The sequence below is a fragment of the Epilithonimonas pallida genome, assembly GCF_900182975.1.
Classification (GTDB): domain Bacteria; phylum Bacteroidota; class Bacteroidia; order Flavobacteriales; family Weeksellaceae; genus Epilithonimonas; species Epilithonimonas pallida.
Genome location: NZ_FXUO01000003.1, coordinates 255888 through 278845 on the forward strand (window position 1 = coordinate 255888; position 22958 = coordinate 278845).

At 35.7% G+C, this 22958-nt stretch carries 22 protein-coding genes; 8 read left to right on the forward strand and 14 right to left on the reverse strand.

Going from position 1 to position 22958, the window contains the following annotated elements:
• Positions 1 to 62: 62 nt before the first annotated feature.
• A complete protein-coding gene (locus QOL71_RS07285) occupies positions 63 to 2249 on the reverse strand; it encodes a T9SS type A sorting domain-containing protein (RefSeq protein WP_283416279.1) in 2187 nt (728 codons plus the stop codon).
• Between the two features lie 206 nt (positions 2250 to 2455).
• Between QOL71_RS07285 and QOL71_RS07290 the strand changes: the two genes are divergently transcribed.
• On the forward strand, positions 2456 to 4006 hold the full coding sequence (locus QOL71_RS07290) for a tetratricopeptide repeat protein (RefSeq protein WP_283416280.1): 1551 nt from the start codon (positions 2456 to 2458) through the stop codon (positions 4004 to 4006).
• An 8-nt stretch (positions 4007 to 4014) separates the two neighbouring features.
• Here QOL71_RS07290 and mutY read toward each other — a convergent pair whose 3' ends face one another.
• Positions 4015 to 5052, reverse strand: coding sequence for an A/G-specific adenine glycosylase (gene mutY / locus QOL71_RS07295; RefSeq protein WP_283416281.1), 1038 nt, complete (start codon positions 5050 to 5052; stop codon positions 4015 to 4017).
• Between the two features lie 47 nt (positions 5053 to 5099).
• Between mutY and QOL71_RS07300 the strand changes: the two genes are divergently transcribed.
• From QOL71_RS07300 to QOL71_RS07325, 6 genes are all read left to right on the forward strand, one after another.
• The gene (locus tag QOL71_RS07300) at positions 5100 to 5390 is read left to right on the forward strand and encodes an HU family DNA-binding protein (RefSeq protein ID WP_027383593.1); all 291 of its coding nucleotides are present in this window, start codon (positions 5100 to 5102) and stop codon (positions 5388 to 5390) included.
• Positions 5391 to 5626: 236 nt separating this feature from the next.
• Entirely contained in the window at positions 5627 to 7183 is a 1557-nt protein-coding gene (locus tag QOL71_RS07305; RefSeq protein WP_283416282.1) for an Rne/Rng family ribonuclease, read from the forward strand.
• 138 nt (positions 7184 to 7321) lie between these two features.
• A complete protein-coding gene (locus tag QOL71_RS07310; protein WP_283416283.1) occupies positions 7322 to 7828 on the forward strand; it encodes a hypothetical protein in 507 nt (168 codons plus the stop codon).
• 170 nt (positions 7829 to 7998) lie between these two features.
• Entirely contained in the window at positions 7999 to 9543 is a 1545-nt protein-coding gene (porX, locus tag QOL71_RS07315; protein ID WP_283416284.1) for a T9SS response regulator signal transducer PorX, read from the forward strand.
• A 270-nt stretch (positions 9544 to 9813) separates the two neighbouring features.
• Complete coding sequence (locus QOL71_RS07320; RefSeq protein ID WP_283416475.1) at positions 9814 to 10578, forward strand: exodeoxyribonuclease III; 765 nt, start codon at positions 9814 to 9816, stop codon at positions 10576 to 10578.
• A gap of 83 nt (positions 10579 to 10661) precedes the next feature.
• Positions 10662 to 11294 (forward strand): trimeric intracellular cation channel family protein, encoded by a 633-nt coding sequence (locus QOL71_RS07325; protein WP_283416285.1) that lies wholly within the window; start codon positions 10662 to 10664, stop codon positions 11292 to 11294.
• 39 nt (positions 11295 to 11333) lie between these two features.
• Here QOL71_RS07325 and QOL71_RS07330 read toward each other — a convergent pair whose 3' ends face one another.
• The 5 genes from QOL71_RS07330 to panD form a co-directional block, all read right to left on the reverse strand.
• Complete coding sequence (locus tag QOL71_RS07330) at positions 11334 to 11900, reverse strand: DUF2892 domain-containing protein (RefSeq protein ID WP_283416286.1); 567 nt, start codon at positions 11898 to 11900, stop codon at positions 11334 to 11336.
• Between the two features lie 59 nt (positions 11901 to 11959).
• Positions 11960 to 13762, reverse strand: a complete 1803-nt coding sequence (uvrC, locus tag QOL71_RS07335) for an excinuclease ABC subunit UvrC (protein ID WP_283416287.1) — start codon at positions 13760 to 13762, stop codon at positions 11960 to 11962.
• Between the two features lie 104 nt (positions 13763 to 13866).
• Positions 13867 to 15369 carry a DNA recombination protein RmuC gene (locus QOL71_RS07340; RefSeq protein ID WP_283416288.1) on the reverse strand — a complete coding sequence of 501 codons (1503 nt, stop codon included), beginning with the start codon at positions 15367 to 15369 and terminating at the stop codon, positions 13867 to 13869.
• A gap of 69 nt (positions 15370 to 15438) precedes the next feature.
• Positions 15439 to 16461, reverse strand: a complete 1023-nt coding sequence (locus QOL71_RS07345; protein ID WP_283416289.1) for a lysylphosphatidylglycerol synthase transmembrane domain-containing protein — start codon at positions 16459 to 16461, stop codon at positions 15439 to 15441.
• A 16-nt stretch (positions 16462 to 16477) separates the two neighbouring features.
• Positions 16478 to 16828: an aspartate 1-decarboxylase gene (gene panD / locus QOL71_RS07350; protein ID WP_283416290.1), complete on the reverse strand. Its 351-nt coding sequence runs from the start codon at positions 16826 to 16828 to the stop codon at positions 16478 to 16480.
• Between the two features lie 328 nt (positions 16829 to 17156).
• Between panD and QOL71_RS07355 the strand changes: the two genes are divergently transcribed.
• Complete coding sequence (locus tag QOL71_RS07355; protein WP_283416291.1) at positions 17157 to 17447, forward strand: HU family DNA-binding protein; 291 nt, start codon at positions 17157 to 17159, stop codon at positions 17445 to 17447.
• A gap of 73 nt (positions 17448 to 17520) precedes the next feature.
• On the opposite strand, the gene ribA is transcribed toward QOL71_RS07355, so the two are convergent.
• The 7 genes from ribA to QOL71_RS07390 form a co-directional block, all read right to left on the reverse strand.
• On the reverse strand, positions 17521 to 18117 hold the full coding sequence (gene ribA, locus QOL71_RS07360; RefSeq protein WP_283416292.1) for a GTP cyclohydrolase II: 597 nt from the start codon (positions 18115 to 18117) through the stop codon (positions 17521 to 17523).
• 14 nt (positions 18118 to 18131) lie between these two features.
• Positions 18132 to 18593: a hypothetical protein gene (locus tag QOL71_RS07365; protein ID WP_283416293.1), complete on the reverse strand. Its 462-nt coding sequence runs from the start codon at positions 18591 to 18593 to the stop codon at positions 18132 to 18134.
• Positions 18590 to 19204, reverse strand: coding sequence for a DUF4254 domain-containing protein (locus tag QOL71_RS07370; RefSeq protein WP_283416294.1), 615 nt, complete (start codon positions 19202 to 19204; stop codon positions 18590 to 18592). Before QOL71_RS07370 ends, QOL71_RS07365 begins: the two co-directional genes overlap by 4 nt.
• A 13-nt stretch (positions 19205 to 19217) precedes the next feature.
• Positions 19218 to 19418, reverse strand: a complete 201-nt coding sequence (locus QOL71_RS07375; protein WP_283416295.1) for a twin-arginine translocase TatA/TatE family subunit — start codon at positions 19416 to 19418, stop codon at positions 19218 to 19220.
• 30 nt (positions 19419 to 19448) lie between these two features.
• Complete coding sequence (locus tag QOL71_RS07380; protein ID WP_283416296.1) at positions 19449 to 20984, reverse strand: peptidoglycan DD-metalloendopeptidase family protein; 1536 nt, start codon at positions 20982 to 20984, stop codon at positions 19449 to 19451.
• Positions 20981 to 21781 (reverse strand): lipoprotein insertase outer membrane protein LolB1, encoded by an 801-nt coding sequence (gene lolB1, locus QOL71_RS07385; protein ID WP_283416297.1) that lies wholly within the window; start codon positions 21779 to 21781, stop codon positions 20981 to 20983. The genes QOL71_RS07380 and lolB1 overlap by 4 nt, the downstream gene beginning before the upstream one ends.
• 127 nt (positions 21782 to 21908) lie before the next feature.
• Positions 21909 to 22928 (reverse strand): sugar phosphate nucleotidyltransferase, encoded by a 1020-nt coding sequence (locus QOL71_RS07390; RefSeq protein ID WP_283416298.1) that lies wholly within the window; start codon positions 22926 to 22928, stop codon positions 21909 to 21911.
• Between the last annotated feature and the right edge of the window lie 30 nt (positions 22929 to 22958).

Below are 22958 nucleotides of genomic sequence, written 5' to 3' on the forward strand. Positions count from 1 at the left end.
GAAAGAAAATGCTGCCTCACGTATGAGACAGCATTTTATTAAAATAATTATGAAAGATGAATTTACTTTTTGATTATTTTGAAAGACTTGCTTTCTTTTTCGTTATTAGTTTTCAGGATGTAATTTCCTTTCGGTAATTTTGTGGTGTTTAGAACTGATGTTTTAGAATTTGTATCTTGTTCAATTACCTTTTTACCCGACATGTCATAAACTTCAACTTTGTTCAGTTTGTTGTCGGATTCAATATTAAGATGATCTCCTACAGGATTAGGATAAACTCTCACTGTATTTTTAACAGCATCACTGGTCGCTAATATCTCCTTAACATGAATATTAAAAACACAGGTATCTATAATCACACCGTCTTTTACCAGATTGTGGACAATTACATTGTCACCGATTGGAAAGTCTGAACCGGACTCCGCTCCCTGAACCAAAACTACTGTCGGAGCAGCAGATGCGCACTCATAATAAATTTTGAAAACGCCGTCTAACCCGTCTTTTACGGTCCAGTTATTACCGCTATTGCCGGAAATATAAGTGTTTGAAGTTGATCCGTCGTTGGTTTTAGCTTCCCAGGAAACTAAAGGTCCTTGTCCTTGCATTGCCACCCAGTATTTCCCACTTTGTAACTCTACTGTTTCTGGTAATTTTATGGAAACTTCATAAACCGCAAATCCATTTGAAGCTGTTCCAACCTGATTTTGAGATTCATAAGTAAGGTTATCAAAAGATTTTACAAGCTCGCCAGGTTGACCGTTGTTGTCTTTATAGATGTAAACGCTTGTTCCGTAAGAGAATCTAACAAAGTTAGGGACAATTTTATTCACCTTCATTGTTTGTCCTGCCGGCACAATGAAATCATTTGCTACCAAAACATTACTAAAGCTAACTAAACTTTGAAAATTATTACTCGGATAATTGATACTGCAAGACGCCGTAGAGTTTCCGGTACATGCAAAAGGAAGAGTATAGTTGACTTTTGCAGTAGTTCCGCCAGGGTTGGTATTGGCATTGATGTCTGCAGGGCAAGAGAATTCGCAGCCAGGATCATTCATTCCATTTGTAATATTAAATGTATAATCTTCTGCCTGTCCGGAGTTATAATAATATCCCGATGCGCCAATCGGCCAAAACATAGAATATTCTGTTACAGACTGCATTTTCAGAACTCTCACTCTTGTATTTCCATTGATTGCATTTTGCGGAATAGTAATCGGGAACTCTGTAAACTTGTCGTCAACACCGGTAGATCCGAAAATGTAACCTTCGCTGATGATTTCATTATCTTCATCCAGGATACCGTTATGGTTCCAGTCTATAAATAATGTATAAGTATCCGGAGCATAGCTAACTCTGTTTTTACCCTTGATTTTCACATTGTAAGTTTGTCCGGCTTGCAAATTGAATACTTTATCAGTCATATCTTCGTAAAAATCCGTGCTGTTCGGATCAGAATTATATCCCGTGCCATTCACTTCAAAACGCGTTATTGGTGTAGATGGAATAAAATTTTCTACTTTATTTATTGGGTCGTATGATTGTGGGGTTGGGTTATTTGGCAATATTCTGAATTCTGTACTTCCAAAATAATTAGAGTTGTACTCACTTACGCTGACTCTCCAGGTTCCGGCTATATCCGGCATGGTTTCTCCCCAAGGATATGTTTTGGTATTTCCATTGAAAGAAATATCAAAATTTCCATTTTCATCAGCATAATACTGTCCTGTAATCCCTGAGCCGGATTCATTTGGTGAGAACAAGTGAACAACAACTTGTGCATTAGGTTGTACATTAGTAGCGTGGAGTTTTAAACCGAAGTTAAAGAATTGGTCCATTGTCAGATACTTGAAGTTAGTACTGGTGACGATTCTTTCATTTGGATTGGCAACCACAGTTAGATTAGCAGTGGTGGTCTTACCATTTTCATCAGTTGCCTTTACAATGTGCACACCTTTTACCGATTTGTTTTTCTTAGCACTTATCTGGATAGAGAATTTCCCTTCGCTGTCGGCCGTCCCTTCAAAATCTCTCCATCTTTTACCATCTGGGTCAGTTGCAAAGACAGTTACTTTTGAATTAGGGGTAAATCCGGTTCCCAAAACAGGAAATCCACCAGACCAATACCACCATTCATCTATGGTTCCTTGTGTATCAGATACTAATGAGGTATCTAATGTAATGTGTTGGGCATTGAAAAGCCCGAAAAATAAAAGAAACAAGCTTTTTAATAGTAATTTTACATTCATTTATTTAATTTTTTATGATTAATTGATGCAATGTTACAAGTAAGTGAGAACTTTTCAATTTTTTGATTGGTAACATTATAAATACTCTGTTTTTTGCCGAGTAACATTTTATATACATTTGATTTAAAATGCTGATTATCAATACTTTTAAAGTAGGGTTTAATATAATCGAAAAATAGTCTTAACTTTGATTATTACTTCTCGGGATGCGGACTGTTTTAGCTTTATTTTTTATACTTTTTACGACATTTATCAATGCGCAGAATGATTCTAAAAATTCTGATGCCTACGTGAAACGTCTTGTGAATTTGATTAGGGAAAATAACAATAACCGTATCAAATCTATGAGTTATATCCAGGAGGCGCTTCGTTTTGAGAAAGAAATAGCGGACTCAACCCGGATTGAGCTTTATGTGACAGCCGGTAATTGTTACAAAGACCAGGAGTCTTATTATTTGGCTCTTAGCTATTATTATAAAGCTTTGGAGATTAAAAACGAGAAAGAATCCAACCGTTCTTTTAGTATTTTGAATAATATTGGAGGCTGTTATTATTTTATGGGTAACTATAAAAAAGCGCGGTATTTCTGGGAATCGGCACTTAAAAAATTCGAGTCTAATAAATCAAGCCAAAATGTTGAAGGCTCCCTTATCTATAATAATCTTGCAGTTCTGGAAAAAGAGCACGGTAATTACGCCAGAGCGTTGGAAATGCTGAAGGAATTCCTGAAAAGAAATGAAAAACTGAAAGATACTTTCAATATTATTATTGCTTATGAAAATATTGCGGATGTCAATGTCAAATTAAAAGAACAGGATCTGGCAATTTCTAACCTGTCAAAAGGCATCGGTCTCGCTAAGAAAATCAAATCAGATTATGACCTTGCAAGTCTCTATACAGACATAGGGAATATCTATCTTTCGCAGCCATCGCGCAAAGATTCATCTTATTATTATCTTTCCAGCGCTTTCAATATTGCTAACAGAAGCGATTTTTCTGATATCAAATTATCTTCATCGGAAAAGCTGGTTTCCTATTTTGAGAATCAAAAAGATTATAAAAGCGCATTATACTATCTTCACATTGCAAAATCTTTGTCGGAAGCAACCATCAACAAAGAAAATGCTAAGAAAGTTTCCAGGCTGGAATCGGAATTTGAGGAAAAGAATAAGCAGAAAGAACTCCTTCAGCAGCAGAAAAAAAGGGAGCGTTATTTCATCTCCGGAATGGTGCTGTTATTATTATTTTCGGTGATTGTTTTTCTGATGTTCAAATTACAGAAAAGTAAATCCGAGAAAAAAGCGACAGAAAATAAGCTGCTTGCCAAAAAACTGGACGAGAAAAATAAAGAACTGGCCAATAACGCGATCAAAATGATGCAGGCTTCCGAAATCTTCCAGACCACACAAAAGGAGCTGAAAGAGATGGACCCGAAGTACGAAGACGACCGGAAGATGATTTCCCGGATTATTATGGACTTCAAGAAAGGGTCACAAGCGCTCAATAAATCTGAGTTTGAGAAACTGTTTATAGAAACTGATGAGGATTTTTATAAAAAATTATTAGACAAATATCCGTCACTTACCAAAAACGAGCTTCGTCTCTGTGTGTTTCTAAGGCAGAATCTTTCTTCTAAAGAGATTTCGGCCATTACACAGCAAAGTCCGCACAGTATTGTTGTAGCGAGGTCAAGGCTGAGAAAAAAGCTTGGTTTGGAGGAGTCTCAGAGCATCAGCAATTTTCTGATTCAATTTTAAATTTAATCCTAGCTTAAACAAACTGATTCATAAAAATCCTGCAAAGGTTTTGGAAACGATTTTTCATCGGCCTGTGTTTCATTAACGATCAAAAAATCATTATCAGAAGCAAATTTTTCAAATTCTTTTTTGGAATCTATATTGATGAGATTGATTTCAATAGAAAGATTTTTATGCGTCAGTTTATGATTGACGATTTTTGAATTAATGATATACTCGTTCCAATTCTCAGGAATAGATGTCGGGAATTCGTATAACTTTTTCCAGATAAAATCATTGCCGCGTTGTTTAATAAGAAATTGATTTTGATATTTCACAAAAAAATATTTCAGACTCAAATCTGACACTTTAACCTTTATCGTTTTTACAGGGAATTCCGAAACTCTTCCGGTTTGGAAAGCCATGCAATCTTCATTTACAGGACAGAACATACAAAGCGGATTCTTCGGTCGGCAGATTTCAGCTCCGATATCCATTATAGCCTGGTTGAATTCCCCAGGTTTTTCGTCCGGCATCACTAACAAAGCCAAATCTGAAAAATGTTGAAAAGCTTTAGAACTGGAAATGTCAAAATCATCCGCAAAAATTCTTGACAAAACACGATAGAAATTACCATCAACTGCGGGTATTTTTTCATCGAAACAAATGCTTGCAATCGCAGCAGCAGTATATTTTCCGACACCTTTTAATTTTAAGATATCATTATAATGATTCGGAAATTCGCCGCCAAAATCTTCTACAATCTGATGAGCTGCTTTGTGTACATTAATGGCTCTGGAATAATAGCCAAGACCTTTCCAATATAACAAGACATCGTCTTCCGAAGCTTGATGAAGCTCTTTTACGGTCGGGAATCTTTCTATAAATCTGAGATAATGACCAAGGCCTTGTTTTACCTGAGTTTGCTGCAAGACGATTTCGCTGATCCATATATTGTAAGGAAGCTGGTTTTGTCTCCAGGGAAGTTGTCTGGCATTGGTATCGTACCACTTCGTAAGCTTTTTTCCAATGTGAAGAAAATCAGCATTTTGTTTGTTTGTTTTCAAAAATATGTCTTATATTTGCACACCAAAAATATAAAGAATTTTAGAAAATGACAAAGGCAGAATTGGTAAATACCATCTCGAACAAGCTGGGAGTAGAAAAGAATGATACACAGAAAGTTATCGAAGCTTTTATGCAAGAAATCAGAACCTCTATGTATAATGGAGATAATGTATATTTAAGAGGATTCGGATCTTTTATTATCAAAACCAGAGCGGCTAAAACAGGTAGAAATATTTCTAAGAATACAGCTATAGAAATCCCTGCTCATAATATTCCTGCTTTCAAACCTTCAAAAACTTTTGTGGAAAAAGTAAAGACCAAAGTTGCAGTAAAATAATTAGTTGAATATTAACAGTAAAAAAATATATAAATTATGCCAAGCGGAAAAAAAAGAAAAAGACACAAGGTAGCAACGCACAAAAGAAAGAAAAGAAGAAGAGCAAACAGACACAAGAAGAAAAAATAATTTAGCCTTTTTGAGTCTTAAACATATTAAATATAGTTGGCGTTTTGCCAGCTATATTTTTGTTTTATATTTACAACCTAATCTTAATAAAACCTTTTTATGAAGTTATGAAGAAAGAACTGATTATTTCCAATGAGGGAGACGCTTCAAAAATTGCTTTATTGGAAGATGGTCGCCTTTTTGAACTTCACGAGCTGGAAACAAAAACCGATTTTGTTGTTGGTGATTTGTTTCTCGGAAAGATCAAAAAACTGGCCCCCAATCTTAATGCCGCTTTCGTAAATATCGGTACGGATAAGGATGCTTTCTTACATTATCAGGATCTTGGTCCGCAATTTTTATCGTATCAGAAGTTTCTGAAAAATACGATTTCCAAAAAACAACAGACATCTAGTCTTAAAAATTTTGAAACAGCAAAGGACATTGATAAGCTGGGAACTGTTGATAAAGTTCTGACAGCCGGTGATCTTGTTTTGCTGCAAATTACAAAAGAACCAATCTCTACAAAAGGACCTAGAATCTCTACACAGATTTCTCTTACAGGTCGTTTTTTGGTTCTGATTCCTTTCGATAACAAAATTTCTGTTTCCAAAAAAGTTGGAGACCCCGAAGAAAAAAACAGATTGAAAACTTTGATAGAAAGTATTCGTCCGGAAGGTTTTGGGGTGATTATCAGAACTGTTGCAGAAGGGAAAAAAGTGGCTGAGCTTCATAATGATATGAATCAGCTGGTGAAAAAATGGGAATCCACATTTAAGAATATTCAGAAAAATAAAGTTCCTAGTAAGGTTCTGAGCGAAGAGGACAAAGCGTCTTCGATCTTAAGAGATAACTTTAACCAGGACTTCGTAAGCATCATTTGTGATGACGAAAAAATGGTGGAGGACATGAAATCTTACATCGAAGTAATTGCACCGGAACGTAAAAATATCGTTCAGTTTTATGATTCTCATATTCCTCTTTTGGAATACTATAATGTAGAAAAACAACTGAAACAGAGTTTCGGTAAACATGTGAACATCCCGGCTTCCAAAGGTGCTTACCTTGTGATTGAACATACAGAAGCGCTTCACGTGGTGGATGTGAATTCCGGAAATAATATCTCGTCATCTTCTACCAACAAAACCCACGCTTTGACTGTCAATAAAATGGCAGCTACAGAAATTGCAAGACAATTGCGTCTGCGGGATATGGGCGGAATCATTGTGGTGGATTTCATTGATATGACAGATCCGGAACACAGGAAGGAACTATACGAACACTTCCGTGAAGAAATGAAGCGTGACAAAGCTAGACATAAGATTTTGCCACCTTCAAAATTCGGACTGATCCAGATGACAAGACAACGTGTCCGTTCCGAAAAGCACATCGAAACATCCGAAGAAAATCCGAATAAGGACGGCGAAATCATCGCTCCAATTGTAATTGTGGAAAGAATGGAAGAATCCATCAGAACAATTATTCAAAAAGAAAAAGGCAAATTGTACCTTCACGTACATCCTTTTCTGGAAGCCTATCTTACGAAAGGACTGGCAAGTATCCAAAACAAGTGGTTTTTGAAATACAAAAAATGGGTAACCATCATCCCGAGAGATTCCTTCAAAATGCTGGAATTCCATCTCTATAATTCTAACAAAAAAGAATTGATGAGCTACTCTAATTAGAAAAGTAAACTGATTTCTGGAATAACAATTTCAAGGATCTATAATTTGAAAGTCTGTTTAATTTTGTTAAGCAGACTTTTATTTTTCATCAAATACTTATTATAGATATTATCCGTTTAATTTCTTAAATTTGGTTTTATGAAAAACATTTACGCGCTTCTTATATTTTGTCTTTTTACAAGCTGTTACACATATAGATCGGTTGCTGATGAAAAAGAGATCGAAACAAATAAAAATCCACGAACAAGACTTCAAAGTTCCGAAATGGCAATGGCTGCAAATGATAATGCTGCGATAGCTCATGTTCAAAAAAGTCAAATGCAAATTGCTAATACCGAAAAAATTGAAACGAATTCAAAGCCGAAGCAATCTATAAAATTAGGAATAAAAGATAAGCTGCAGCCAGATAAGATCTACAAAATAAAAGTTGCCGACAAGCGATACAAGATCCAGGTAGACCAATGGGAAAGTGATTCATTGGTGGTTCATCGGGTGAATAAACCAGAAAAGAAAATGAAATTCCATAAAAACCAGATCGAAGAAGATGCTATTTTGGAAAAACGTTTCTCACAGCCTATGTCCGATATAATCACCGTTACAATTTACGCTGGAATTGCTGCGCTTATTGCTGCACTTGTACTTTAATAATATATTTTAACCTATTAATTGCTAATTGCGGTTTCGATTTTGAAAACGTTTTTAGCAATTTTTTATTGGCATTAACTAATATTTAACGTCAAGATTTAGTTAATTAATTATTATTAAGATATTTTGGTAATAATTTTGATAGAGATTAATCAAATATACAAATATATATGTCAGGAAAAATTTTATGGATAGATGATGAAGTGGATTTACTAAGGCCTCATATTGTCTTTTTAGAGAATAAAGGTTATAAAGTGACGCCCGTAAACAATGTGAACGAGGCTCTTGAAATCATTGAAAAAGAGAAATTTGCATTAACACTGCTAGATGAGAATATGCCCGGAATATCCGGTTTGGAAGCGATTCCGATGATCAAGGAAAAAGACAATGCTCTTAAAATTGTTATGGTCACCAAGAGTGAAGAAGAGCATATCATGGAACAGGCGATAGGATCTCAGATCGAGGATTATATCTTAAAACCGGTGAATCCCAATCAGGTGCTTTTGTCTCTGAAAAAGAACTTGCAGAGTGAAACGCTCGTAGAACAAAAAACAATTGTTGATTACCAGCAGGAATTCCGTAATCTGAGTATGGAATTGTCCTATCTCAGAACTTATCAGGATTGGGCGGAATATTATAAGAAAATCCTGAACTGGGAAATCAAATTCGATAAGGTCTTTGACAATGAGTTTGCTGATCTTCTGCAGAATCAGAAAGAAGAAGCAAACATCCAGTTTTCAAAATTTGTCGAGAACAATTATGAAGATTGGTTACACAGCAATGAAAAGCCGATGATGAGCCATACACTTTTCAAAGACAAAGTGAAGCCGGAAGTTGAAAAAGAAAAAGTTCTCCTGCTGATGGTTGATAACCTGAGATACGATCAGTGGAAGGTCATAGAACCGTTATTCACAAGGTTTTACAACAAGACCTCAGAAGATTATTATTTCAGTATTCTGCCGACGGCGACTCAATATGCACGTAACTCATTTTTCGCTGGATTGATGCCGTCAGAGATCGAAAAAAGATTTCCCGAATATTGGTTTAATGATAATGAAGAAGGAAACAAGAATGAGCATGAGAGAGACTTTCTGGAAGACCAGATGAAGAGAATCGGTTTATCCGGAAAATCAATGAAATATCTGAAAATCCTGAATGCGGATTTCGAAAGAAAAATTCTGGACGACTTCAACCAGCATAAGAACAATGATCTCTTGGTGATTGTGTACAATTTTATTGATATTTTGTCTCATGCGAAAACAGATAATAATATTGTAAATCAATTGATTAGAGATGATAAAACATTCAGATCCTTAACATATAACTGGTTTGAAAATTCATCATTAATCAAGATTATCAAAGCGGCCGCAGAAAATGGCTTCAAGCTGGTAATTACAACAGACCACGGCACGGTTTATGTTAAAAAACCTAGTAAAGTTGTAGGTGACAGGGAAACGTCAACCAACATCAGATATAAAACCGGAAGAAGTTTGACTTATGATGATAGGGATGTTTGGGCGATTGACAATCCCGACAAGCTCTTTCTGCCAAAAGGAAACCTGAGTTCAAAATATATTTTTGCAAAGAACAACACATTCTTGGCATACCCGAAAAACTACAACCATTTTGTAAACTATTACAAAGATACTTATCAGCACGGGGGAATCTCTCTGGAAGAGGTCATCATCCCGATAAGCATATTAGAGCCCAAATAGTTTTTTTCATAGTTTATTTGATTTGGGTTTATTGGGCGGAAAGGATTGATTACCTTTTCCGCCTTTTTTATTTATAGAAGCAACAAGGTTGGCGACTATTTCACCATTCCCACCCGCTATCCACTATATCTTTTTCTTTTTAATGAAAAAAGAAAAAGGATGCCGTTCCTATCGGGGCTAGAAAGTAGTTTCGTATTTCTTTTGACCATTCAATTCAAAATCCCGAACTTTGAAAAACTAAAGTTTTTAAAAATCTATCATCATACTACTATGAGAATCATTTCCTATAATGTCAACGGAATCCGAGCAGCCTTTACCAAAGATTTTTTAGGCTGGCTTAATGTTGCAAGCCCGGATGTTATTTGTATCCAGGAAAGTAAAGCAGGAAACGATCAAATCGATATAGAAAGTTTCGAAAAGTTGGGTTATCATAGTTATTGGCATTCGGCAGTTAGAAAAGGTTACAGTGGCGTTGGGATTGCTTCCAAAGTCAAGCCTAATCACGTGGAGTTTGGTTGCGGTATCGAAAGCTACGATAACGAAGGTCGAATTATGCGTGCAGATTTTGACGGGTTTTCCGTGATCTCCGTCTACGTTCCTTCTGCTTCCAATATCGAAAGATTAGATTTTAAAATGCAATTCTGTTTCGATTTCTTAGCTTATATTAAAGAACTCAGAAAAACTATCCCTAATTTAATCATTAGCGGTGATTTCAACATCTGTCACCAGGCGATTGATATTCATAATCCAATTGGTCTGGCAAATACATCTGGCTTTTTACCGATGGAAAGGGAATGGATGACCAGCTTTATGCGCGAGAATCAACTCACAGACAGTTTCAGATATTTTAATGATCAGCCGGATCAGTATTCCTGGTGGAGTTACAGAGCGGGTTCAAGAGCAAGGAACAAAGGATGGCGTTTGGACTACAATTTTGTTTCTGAACCATTGAAAGATAAAATGACGAGAGCTGTAATTTTAGCAGAGGTCAAACATTCTGATCATTGTCCCGTAATGGTAGAACTAGGAATATAAATGATAAATTATAATTGATGAATGATTAATTATTATATTTAGATTTTATCGATTATCATTTATCAACAGTCAATTATAAAAACGTGCACGAACAATTTAATCTTATCATAGAAATCCTCGGAACGATTTCCTTTGCAATGTCGGGTAGTTTTGCAGCGATGCAGAAACGCCTTGATCCTTTCGGTGTATTGATTATTGCTTTCGTTACCTCTGTTGGTGGCGGAACAGTAAGAGATTTGCTTTTGGATGTTCCCGTTTTTTGGATGACTGATATGATGACCTGCTCACTGATCTTTTTTACCTGTTTATTTTCTATGATTTTTAAATCCATTGAAAAAAATTTCAAAGTAACGTTGTTTATATTCGATAGTTTTGGATTGGGATTATTCACTATTATCGGTATTCAGAAAGGGCTGACAGCTGGTCTGCATCCTTTGATATGTCTCACGTTGGGAACTATTACCGGTTGCTTTGGAGGGATTATCCGGGATATTCTGTTGAACAGAATCCCATTGATTTTCAGGAAAGAAATCTATGCAACGGCCTGTATCGTAGGAGGTGGAATTTTCTTGCTAATGTCAAAATTTACAGGCTTATCTTACACGCTGGTTCAGATTTTTACAATAATTTTAATTGTTACGATCAGGACGTTGGCTGTCAAATACCATTGGAGAATTCCAAAATTCTATGGCTATGAGAATAATGATGAAATGTAAAGAAAAAGAGCAAAACTAATTTTGCTCTTTATTTTATAACTAGAAAAACTTTCCTCTGTTTCTCATATGCGGGTTGTGCATATGTTTTTGCATTGTCGGCATTTTCATCTGTTCCTTCATCATTTTGATTTGGTCGGCCATCATTCCTGCAGAATCCAACTGCTTAGCCTCGTCCAAAAGTTTCTGGGCTTCCGCTTTTCTCCCTTTGGAAAGTGCAGATGCTGCCAGATTAAGTTTTGCCATTGCTCTGTCGTGCTTCATATTCAAGCCATACTCCAAAGCTTTTTTCATCAATCCTTCTGTTTTTGCAGGATTGTCCTGAGCAATAGTCAATGCCTGCAGATAATGGAAATAGCCGTATTGACTTTTGTGAAGCTGCGATTTGTAATTGGTGATGTTAGACAAAAACTTAGAAGCTTTTTCGAGATTTTGTTTTCTCAATTGCCAAAAAGCCAAAAGGATGTTTTCGTTTTTGAAGAAAAGTGCGATTGGAATTGCAGAAAGCACAACCAAAACGATTCCCCAACCGATATTACGATTGAACATCAGATAAACGCCTAAAGCGATAATGATTGCAGCTGCTACAAATTTTATGTATTTGTTCATTTTTAAATTTTAGGTTGCAAAGATAAGAATTACGGATAAGAATTCCGATAGTTGCGGTGTTATGAATTTGGTGGATTATTAAAAAACTCCCAGACAATTTTAGCTTTAGCTTTTCCGAGAATTTCTTCCAGCGTTACAATGTCCGCTTCTTTCACTCGTTTCACAGATTTCAGTTTTGATAAAAGCAATTCAATGGTTTTTCCTCCAACTCCCGGAATCTCTTCAAGTTCAGATTTTATGGTTGAATTTTTTCTTCGTGTTCTGTGATGCTTCACACCAAAGCGGTGTGCTTCGTCTCTTACACGTTGCAGGATCTTCAACGTTTCTGCTTTTTTATCAATATATAAAGGAATCGAATCTTCGGGGAAATAGATTTCTTCCAATCTTTTCGCAATACCGATTATTGTGATTTTTCCATAAAGTCCAAGCAGTTTCAGACTTTTGACAGCGGATGATAATTGACCTTTTCCACCGTCAATCAGAATCAGTTGAGGCAGAGGTTCTCCTTCATCTATTAATCTTCTATAACGACGGTAAATGACTTCTTCCATTGTAGCAAAGTCATTCGGCCCTTCCACAGTTTTTGGATGGAAAATCCTGTAATCAGCTTTGCTCGGTTTTCCGTCCTTGAAAACGACACAGGCAGACACAGGATTGGTTCCCTGGATGTTGGAGTTGTCGAAACCTTCGATGTGTCTTGGTTCAACAGGCATTCTGAGAATTCTCTGCATCTCAGACATAATCCGGTTAGTGTGTCTTTCCGGATCAACGATCTGAACTTGTTTTAATTTTTCCAGACGGTATTCTTTTGCATTTTTTTCAGAAAGTTCTACGATTCGTTTTTTGTCTCCAACTTTGGGAACAATCAGTTTAACGTTCGGAATTTCAATTCCCAAATGAAAAGGAATCAGAATCTCTTTGGATGTAGAATCAAATTTCTGTCTAATTTCTACCAGCGCTTCTTCCAGGATATCTTCATCCGTCTCTTCCAGAACTTTTTTGATTTCTGTTGTAAAACTCTGAACAATAGAGCCGTTTCTTATTTTGAAATAATTGACATAAGCCGCCGTTTCATCACTTGTCATTCCAAAAACATCCACATCGTCAATACTTGGATTCACAACGGTATGCTTCGCCCGATAATCATCCAGAGACTCTATATTTTGTTTTAGCATCTGCGCTTTCTCGAACTCAAGATTGGCTGCAAAACGATACATCCTTTCCTCCAGATATTTCTTTGCAAAACGGAAATCTCCTTTTATAATTCCTCGGATAGCTTCTACTTTTTCGTCGTAATCTTCCTTGGTTTCGAGCGCTTCACAAGGCCCGTTACAATTTTTGATGTGATATTCCAGACAAACGCGATATTTTCCTTCCGCAATTTTTTCGGGAGCGAGATTCAGGTTGCAGGTTCTTATTTTATAAAGACTCTTAATGGTGTCAAGAAGTATTCTTGCGGGACGTACTTTGGCGTAAGGTCCATAATACTCAGAGCCGTCTTTGATTTTTGTCCTTGTCAGAAAAATTCGTGGAAAATCTTCATTTTTAATGCAAATCCAAGGATAGGATTTGTCATCCTTCAGCATCACGTTATAAAACGGCTGATGTGCTTTTATCAGGTTGTTTTCCAGTAAAAGAGCGTCATACTCGCTGTTCACCACGGTAGTTTCCAGCCTGTGAATCTTGGAAACCATAATCCGTGTCCGGTAACCGTTCTGGTTTTTGTTGAAGTAAGAAAGCACTCTTTTTTTGAGATGCTTGGCTTTTCCTACATACAAAAGCTGGTCGTTCTTATCATAATAACGATAAACGCCGGGTTCCGAAGGAAGGGTTTTGAGCTGAAGTTCTAGATTGGAATTCACAATACAAATTTACGGAATGTTTCTTTGAAATTAAATTTCAATGCCGCGGAATTCTGAACCTAAGCATACATTAATAATAAACTGCGTTTTTATTGAATGAGTTTTTATTCTTCAATAAGGTTGTTTTCCGAATTATCTATCAAGCTTTGCGGGATTTCTTTTTTATTTTTGATGCCGAGCTTTTTCAACTTCTCAGTTTGTCTTACAAGGTTATCGTTTCCTGTGTAAAGCTGTTTGTACGCATCAGTAAAAGAGGTTTTTGCCTGATCGATATTTTTTCCAACTTTGTCAAGATTCTCTACAAAACCTACAAATTTGTCATACAATTTTGCACCTTGTGATGCAATTTCCATAGAATTACGGTTCTGATATTCGCGTTTCCAGAGATCGGCAATCAGTTTGAGAGAAGTGATGAGGTTGCTTGGATTAAGTAACAGAATGCGTCTTTCGTAGGCAAAATTCCAAAGATTCTGATCGATTTGCATTGCAGCGATATAAGCCGGTTCGCTCGGGATGAACATCATTACAAAATCCAACGATTTTCCGTAATCATCATAGGCTTTCTGAGACAGTTGCTGGATGTGATTTTTGATGGAGTTAAGATGCTGCGTCTGTTTGATGCTGATGATGTTGGCATCGGTCTCATCCACCAGTTCCGTGAAGGCTGACAATGATACCTTGGAATCGATGATGACATTGCGTTCATCCGGATATTTTACAACCGCATCGGGACGCATTTTCTTGCCGGAAAATTCTGAGAACAAGGCTTTGTTATCCTCATCACGCAGCTCGTGTTCTAAGAAATATTCTCTTCCTTTTACCAACCCTGACTTTTCCAAAATACTTTCCAATATCATTTCTCCCCAATTTCCTTGCGTTTTGGATTCGCCTTTCAAAGCTCGGGTCAATTTTTTGGCATCATCAGAAATCTGTTGATTCAGTTCTGCCAATTCTTTTACTTTTTCAGCGAGAGAGAAGCGTTCTTTATTTTCCTTTTCATAAGCTTCGTTCACTCGATTTTTCAGCTCAACAATTCTTTCCTGGAAAGGCTCAAGAATCGTTTTCAAGTTGGTCTGATTAAGTGTTGTGAATTTCTCAGTTTTCTCTTCTAGGATTTTATTGGCCAGGTTTTCAAACTGTTCTTTTGCCTGTTCCTGGATTTTAGTGATTTCTTCTTTCTGGGAATCGAGAAGTTTCTGGAGTGTTTCGTTTTGCGCTGATAATTGTGATTTTACAGCAATCAGTTTTTGCAGTTCGTCCAGAAGATTTCGTATTTCCGAATTTTGGTTTTGATTAAGTTCCTGCTGTTCCGTTATTTTCTGTGATTGCGCATTGTTCTCTGCAGAAAGTGTCGCGACATTATTTTTTAACTGATTAAGAACATCAGATTGCTGAGCATTATTATATTTTTCTTCTTGTAAGAACCTGTTAAGCTCATCAATTTTTGATTGAGAATTCTGTAGGTCAGAATTGATTTTGATGAAGTTATTATTAAGTTCATCATATAGATTCCTGGCAACTGAAGAAGACTTAAGCACAAAATAAACTATAGCAGCGCCTAAAATACCGCCCACAAAAAAACCAATGATTAGATAAGAGATTTCCATTCTTCAAAAATACAATTTTGTAAGAAGAAAAAATACGGAAAGACGTAAACTTTAAAAGAGAAAGTTGAGTTAAATTTTTCTATTCTTAGCTAACATCGGAATAGAAATAAGTCCCATTACGAGCATAATAATGATTTGTAGTGGCAATGTGATGAAAGAGTAGGCGAGTCCTAATTCTCCGCCTTCCACAGCGTCTTTTCCCATAGAAATGAATAAGGCTGTAAATCCAAATTTCATAGCCAGATTAAAAGCACCGATTCCGCCACTCGCAGGGATAATCATTCCTAATGTTCCGACAACCAAAATGAAACATCCGTCAGCGGGAGTAAAATCTGAGGTTTCCGGAAGTGAGAAGCAAACTAAATATGATGCAAAGAAATAGCAGATCCAGATTCCTGCAGTCAGAAGAATGAATTTTCCTTTTTGACGAAGTTTTAGAATGGATTTCAGACCTTCTAAAATTCCTTTTCCAAACCCAACAATTTTGTTGTAAATGGATGATTTTTGTAGATGTTTTCTGAAGATGAACAACAAAATGACCAGAAAAACGATAAAGCCTAAAACGATATAACTCATGTTAGAATCGGATTGAGGTTCTGCTTGATTTTTTTGTTCAGTTGCAGATTTGTAAAAAGCAATTAAAGCATCATATTTAAAAATCAATGTTAATAATGCAAAGATTCCCATACAAACCAAATCCACAACCCGTTCCAGGATAATAGTTCCAAAAGATTTGTCAACAGGAACTTTTTCGACACCATAAAGGGCTGTTGAGCGGGCCACTTCACCACTTCTTGGGATCGTAAGATTCATCAGATATCCGAAAGAAATTGACCAGAGCGAATTGCTGTTAGAGATTTTGTAACCCATTGGTTCCAGTAGAAGGTTCCAGCGAACTGCCCTGAAAATATAAGCGGAAATACCAAAAACTGCTGCGAACAATACCCAAAGATAATTGGCTTTTTGTAAAGAATTTTTGATTTTGTCAACGTCCAGACCTCTGAGAGCAACCCAAAGAAAAACTCCTGCAACAGCAACAGAAATCAGAATTGTAATTGCATTTTTGAATGCTGATGACTTTTTTTCTTCCAAGAGCTATGAGTTGAAATTATGTTAGAAGATTGGTTGCTTCATCCGGAAAAACTATTTTTGGCTGGAAATTTTTTGCTTCTTCCGGCGTCATCTGTGCATAAGCAATGATAATGATGATATCGCCTTTATGAACTTTTCTTGCAGCAGGACCGTTAAGACAAATATCTCCGGATTTTCTTTTGCCCTTGATAACATAAGTGTCAAAGCGCTCACCGTTATTCACATTCACAATGTAGACTCTTTCACCAACAATTAAACCTGCCGCTTCTATAAGGTCTTCGTCTATAGTGATGCTTCCAATATAATTAAGGTCCGATTCTGTGACGCGAACTCTGTGAATTTTCGATTTAAAAACTTCAATTAACATAGGTACAAATTTACGTTAAATAAATAAAAGTTTGAAAAATTTGTTCCTTAAAAACTTATATAAGACCTCGCAAAATAAACGGCGATTATTATGAATTTATGAATATTGACATTAGTTGTTTTGTTTTGGCTCAATTGTTGATGAATAGTGGAAAATTGTATGCAATGAATTGCTGTAAAGTGAGTATTTTCGTTAATATTGATTTTAGTAAAAATTCATCATAATAAAATAAAAGATATATTTTTCACTAAATTTTATAAAAATATTTGCGTGATATTAAAATTGTCTTATATTTGCTATAACAACATAACTTTAATTAATAAATATTATGAACAAGTCTGAATTAATCGACGCTATTGCAAAAGATGCAGAAATCACAAAAGCTGCTGCTAAAAAAGCTTTGGAATCATTCGTTTCTAACGTAACAGAAACTCTTAAGAAAAAAGAAGGTAAAGTATCTTTAGTAGGATTTGGAACTTTCTCGGTATCTGAAAGAGCTGCAAGACAAGGTATCAATCCTGCTACAAAAAAACCAATCAAAATTGCTGCTAAAAAAGTTGCAAAATTCAAGGCTGGTGCTGATTTAGCTACTGCTGTTGCTGGTGCTAAAAAGAAATAATACTTTATTTGATTGTATCGAATAAAAAAAAACCGTCATTTGACGGGTTTTATTTTTTTATAGAATTCGAGATTTATTGGTTTTCATCATCCAAAAGATGCCCGAAAAAGTCTTTTTTTGTCTTGAGGTAAGATGCACTGGCTTCATTAGATTTAATTTGTAATGGTATCCTGGAATTGAACTCGATATCACTGTCTTTGATAATCTGTATTTTTTCAGGATTATTGGTCATTAGATTGACTGATTTGACACCTAATTTTTGCAGCATTTCTATTGCAACGCCAAAATCCCTGTCATCTGCAGGTAAGCCCAATTCCAAATTAGCCTGAACGGTATCCAGTCCTTTCTCTTGCAGTGCATAAGCTTTAAGCTTATTGATGATGCCAATATTTCTTCCTTCTTGTCTCAGATAGATAATCAGACCACCATTTTCCTGCATATATTTCATTGCTGAATCCAATTGCTGTCCGCATTCGCACTTTTGAGAATGAAAGACTTCTCCGGTGATACATTCGGAATGGATTCTCAGATTAACAGGTTTTTCTAGATCTGTATTTTTTGCAATCAGAGCCATATGTGGCATCCAATTTTTATCATCTTCTGAAAAAGCCATCATTTTGAATTCCCCAAAATCTGTGGGAACGTTCGCTTCTGCTTGTGTTTTTAACATTAAATAAAAAGGTGTTAATTAGAAGACATAGAAGTTGACTCTATACTTTTGCTTTGAGATGCTTCCAGCAAATTCATATTGGTTTTTATCTTTACCATATATCTGTTAAGCACTTCGTCATCATCACGAGTCATAAACTTTCGTAATTTTTGTATCTTTTTATAATACTTTTCAAATTCTCTGAGAGAGTTATGTTTATCTGCCAGGTTAAAATTACGGATTGCAAGAAGATAATTGGTAAGCGAATTTTTTAAAGAGGAAACTTCCCTATTTACAGCATCATTTCTGAATTTAGGAAAAGTTGAAATAAGGTTGGAGATAGAAGAAGCATATACAATGGCTTCCGGTGTAAGATATGCGTATGTATCTGACAAACTATCCGAATGCAATTCCTCTGAGGCTGCCGAACTGGTAGAACAGGAGTCTGAAAGATTAATGATAAATATAACGGCTAAAAGTTTGTACAAACTTTTCATTTTCTCTGCATTTTTTGATACAGGATTGGGTTAAGACTCTCGTCATTATACATCTTCATCTGTTTATAAAGTTTCATCTTAACTTTACCGTTTTCTATGTCAGAAAGTAGCTGATCTATTGCGGTTTCCAAGTCTTTTTTCTGTTCAAGAAGGACTTGTAGTTTTCGAGAACATTGTAATCTGTGTTCTTCCGAAGCATCTTTTCGGGAAGCTTCTATAGACATGTGATATATTTTCAATGATAAGATAGAAAATCTATCGATAGACCAAGCTGGTGTTTCACTGTTGATTCTGGCATCCTGATCAGGAACAATATTTTCAAAAGTTTTATAGAACCAGAAATCGATTTGTTCAACCATATCTGTTCTTTTCTGATTGAGCTTATCAATCCTTCTTTTTATTTTTAAAGCTTCTGTCGGGTCAATATCTTCTTCTCGAATTATATCTTCCAGATGCCACTGAACGGTATCAATCCAGTTTTTTGAATACAAAATCCATTCCAAACTATTAGCTTGGAATGGATTGTTTTCTTGTGAATTAACATCGTCATTTATATGGTAGTCATTAACCGATTGGTTAAAGATTTCCCATGCTTTTTCAGTCAAATTCATTAATTATTTCTTTTTAAGAAGGATCATTCGGATTAGATGATGAATCTTTTTTCTTATCTTCATCCTTTACCGCATCTTTGAACTCTTTAATGCCAGAGCCTAAACCTTTCATCAATTCGGGAATTTTTTTACCTCCAAATAATAAAAGCAATATCAAAGCTACAATTAATATATGTTGCCAAGAAAGACTTAATATAACAGTTGCTAGTGTCATTTCAATTTTTTTGCAAAGTTAAAGTATTTTTTAATACGAAACCCAACCTAGAGGATCTACCGGGGTCGTACCATTCCAAATCTGAAAATCTAATGTAATAGATTCGTCAAAATCACTGCCAACCTCTCCAATCAGTGTTCCTGCAGAGACTTGCTGGTTAGCTTTTACCAATGTACTGGCTAAGTTAGAGTATACAGTGAAATAATTGCCATGTTTTACAACAACTGTTCGGCTTCCATTAATTGCCTGGATGCTGGAAACCACTCCAGGAAAAACACAACGGGCTTTTGTTCCGGGCGAAACAGCGATTTTGATTCCAATGTTTTCTTCCACAATATTTTTGAAAACAGGATGTGGCTGTCTCCCAAAACGGTGCGTTACAGTTCCTCTGTCAACAGGAAAAGTGATATGTCCTCTGTTATCGGCAAAATTACTTCCGACAGTAGAGCCGACGCCATAACTTTTCATTACTTTTTTCTCCGCTTCATCTTTGGCATCTTCATTTTTCTTATTGATAGCTGCTTCGTTGGCCTTAGCTGCTGCTAATTTGTCATTAGCGGCTTTTGCTCTTTCTTCAGCTTCTCTTGTTGCTTTTTCTGCTGCTGCCTTTTTCTCTGCTGCTTTGTTAGATTCTGCTAATTTCCTTTCGTCTTCTGCTTTTTTAGCAGCTAATTCATTAGCTTTTTTCAGTTCAGCCTCTGCTTTTTTTCTTTCAGCTTCAGCTGCTGCCAGCCTGGCTCTGTTTTCTGCTTCAATTCTTTCTTTTTCTTTTTTAGCGGCAATTTCTGCTAACCTTTTTCTTTCAGCTTCAGCCTTTTTCTCTGCTTCTTCTTTGGCTTTCGCTATTCGGATCTCTTCAGCAATAATATTGGCGATCTGTCTTTGGAGATCTTTTTGCTGAACCTGCTTTTGTCTTATTTCTGCGGTTAATTGTGCTTCATTCTTTTTGAATTCATTCAGTAATTCCTGCTTTTGTTTTCTTTCACCTTCAATTACCGCCAGTTCTTTTTTCTGGGAAAGGAGAAGATTATCTTTTTCATTCACAGATTTTTTCTTGAGTGCAATGTTTTTCTGGATTTCTTTGGCTTTATTAGAAATTTCCGCTGCTTTTTTGTCCTGATATTCGGAGTATCTTTTCAGATATTCTATCCTTTTAAGCGCTTCACCAAGGTTTTTGGAAGAGAGGATAAAGGTGACTTTGTTTTGGACACCTTTTGTTTTATAGGCTTTTACAAGAATCTCTGCATAATTCTTACGAAGGACTTTTAGTTCTCGGTTATTCTTATTGATTTCAAGCTGACGTTTGTAAATATCGTCCTCTATAAATCTCTTTTCTTTTTGGGTGTTGTTGTAAACTTTTTCTCTGAGCGTCAGTTTTTGATTCACGACATTGAGATAAGCTATAGAAAGTTTAGATTCTTGTTTTGTCTGATTCAAAGTTGCATTAAGAGAAGAAATCTGTTTCTTGAGCTCTGCATTTTGTTTCTGCAGTTGTTCTTTGTCCTTCTGTGCAAAAGCGATTCCGAATACTAAAATACTTATAAAAAAACTTAATTTCTTAATCATTTAATTTCTGTCTTTGTATAATTGGCAGGAACGGAATAAGTAGTTTCCATTCGGGAAAAATCAAATTTCGTGTTTTCAATCAATATTTCGTCTGTTTTCTTTGCTTTTATAATTATTTTAACACTTTTTGGAAAGCTTTCATTATTAAGGATTTCTCTATTAGAATAAGTGATTTCTAACTGATCATTATTCCTCGGGTTGGTAAGTAATACATGATTCAGCTCCAGGTTTTTATCGTAATCCAATGAGATATTATATTCGGTTGTTTTTCCGTTTTCTGTAATTTTTTGAGTTTCCTTTGATGAGAGATTAAAACCCTGAGCATTTTGAGTCAGTTTATACTGATTGTCGGAAACCGGCAGAAAAGTTTTTCCTAACAGCAAATTCTGTAAAGCATTATAATCTATGAAATTGACATTCAATAGTTTGTTAAGATAACTAAAATCAGAATCGATATAAGTTTTATCAAGTTTATAATAACCTTTGATACCTTCGGGAGTTGCAACACCTCTTGCCGCCTGAAGAATAACTGCAGTTAAATTCATCCATATTTTTTGGCCGTTTTCCACATAGATCACTGCATCCAGAGTCGGAATAAACGAGCCTGTTTTTGCGTCAATTTTACTATTGATTTTTACAGCATCAAAGGTTGATTTTTTTTCTATTGCCGAGAAAAATTGAGAATTATTTTCAATTGGTTTTGTAGTACTTACCGGTTGTTCGGGAGTTGTCTTTTTCTGAACACTACATGATGCCACCAGTAACGCTGAAAATATGATTAGAAGATAGGTTTTCATAAACTTTTTTCAAGTGAATCTAACAATATTAACGCCAAATAGGAATTAATATTTCTAAAAACTTAGTTAAATAAAATGACAAACTTTGCCAGATGTCTGACAAAGTTTGTATTATAATTTGTATAAATTAATCTTTTGAAAGGAAATCTAAAACTGAATAATCACCTAAAGAAATCTCTCTTGCTACACCAAAATATTTGGCAGAGTTACCAATCATTGAATTGCTTAGATTCCCATGGTCAATAATGGTATTTTCCTGGATTAATGAGTTGTCAATATTTGAATTAATGACAATTGTATTGTTACCAAGAGAAACATTAGGGCCAATTTTAGAATTAGAAATCTTAACATTTTCTCCAATAAAACATGGCGGGATAATTAAGCAGTTTTCGATTTTAGCAGATTCCGGATATTTTGCCATACATTCTTTTTCGTACTGCAAAATTTTGCTGTTAGTTTCTACAGTGGCATTTTTATTTCCACAATCCATCCAATCGTCAACTTTTCCTAAAGAAAATTTAGCACCTTTTGCCCTAAGGTTTTCTAATGCGGTTGTTAATTGATATTCGCCACCTTCAAGAATATGATTATCCATTATATGGTCAATTTCTGCCATCAATTTCTCCGCAGAATTGAAATAATAAATGCCGATAATGGCCAAATCAGAAACATATTCTTTCGGTTTTTCTACAAAATCTGTAATGAAACCATAATCATCCAGTTTCACAACCCCAAAAGCAGATGGATCATCAACTTTTTTTACCCAGATTACACCGTCCGCATTGGTATCCAAATGGAAATCTGCACGGAATAATGTATCAGCAAATGCAATAATCACCGGCCCACTCATACTTTTCCTTGCACAATTGATAGCGTGAGCCGTTCCCAAAGGTTCGTTTTGTGTATATATGCTTCCTTTTGCTCCAAGATTTTCAGCAACTTTTATTAATGATGCTTCTACTTCCGGTCCAAAATCTCCGATGATGAAGGCGATTTCCTCTATGGGCTCATTAGCTACTTTTGCAATGTCTTCTACCAGTCTCTGTACGATTGGCTTTCCTGCAATCGGGATCAATGGTTTTGGTACTGTCAGTGTATGAGGTCTAAGTCTGGATCCGCGTCCAGCCATTGGAACTATTATTTTCATAAAATTATTGTTAAATTTTTGGTTATTAGT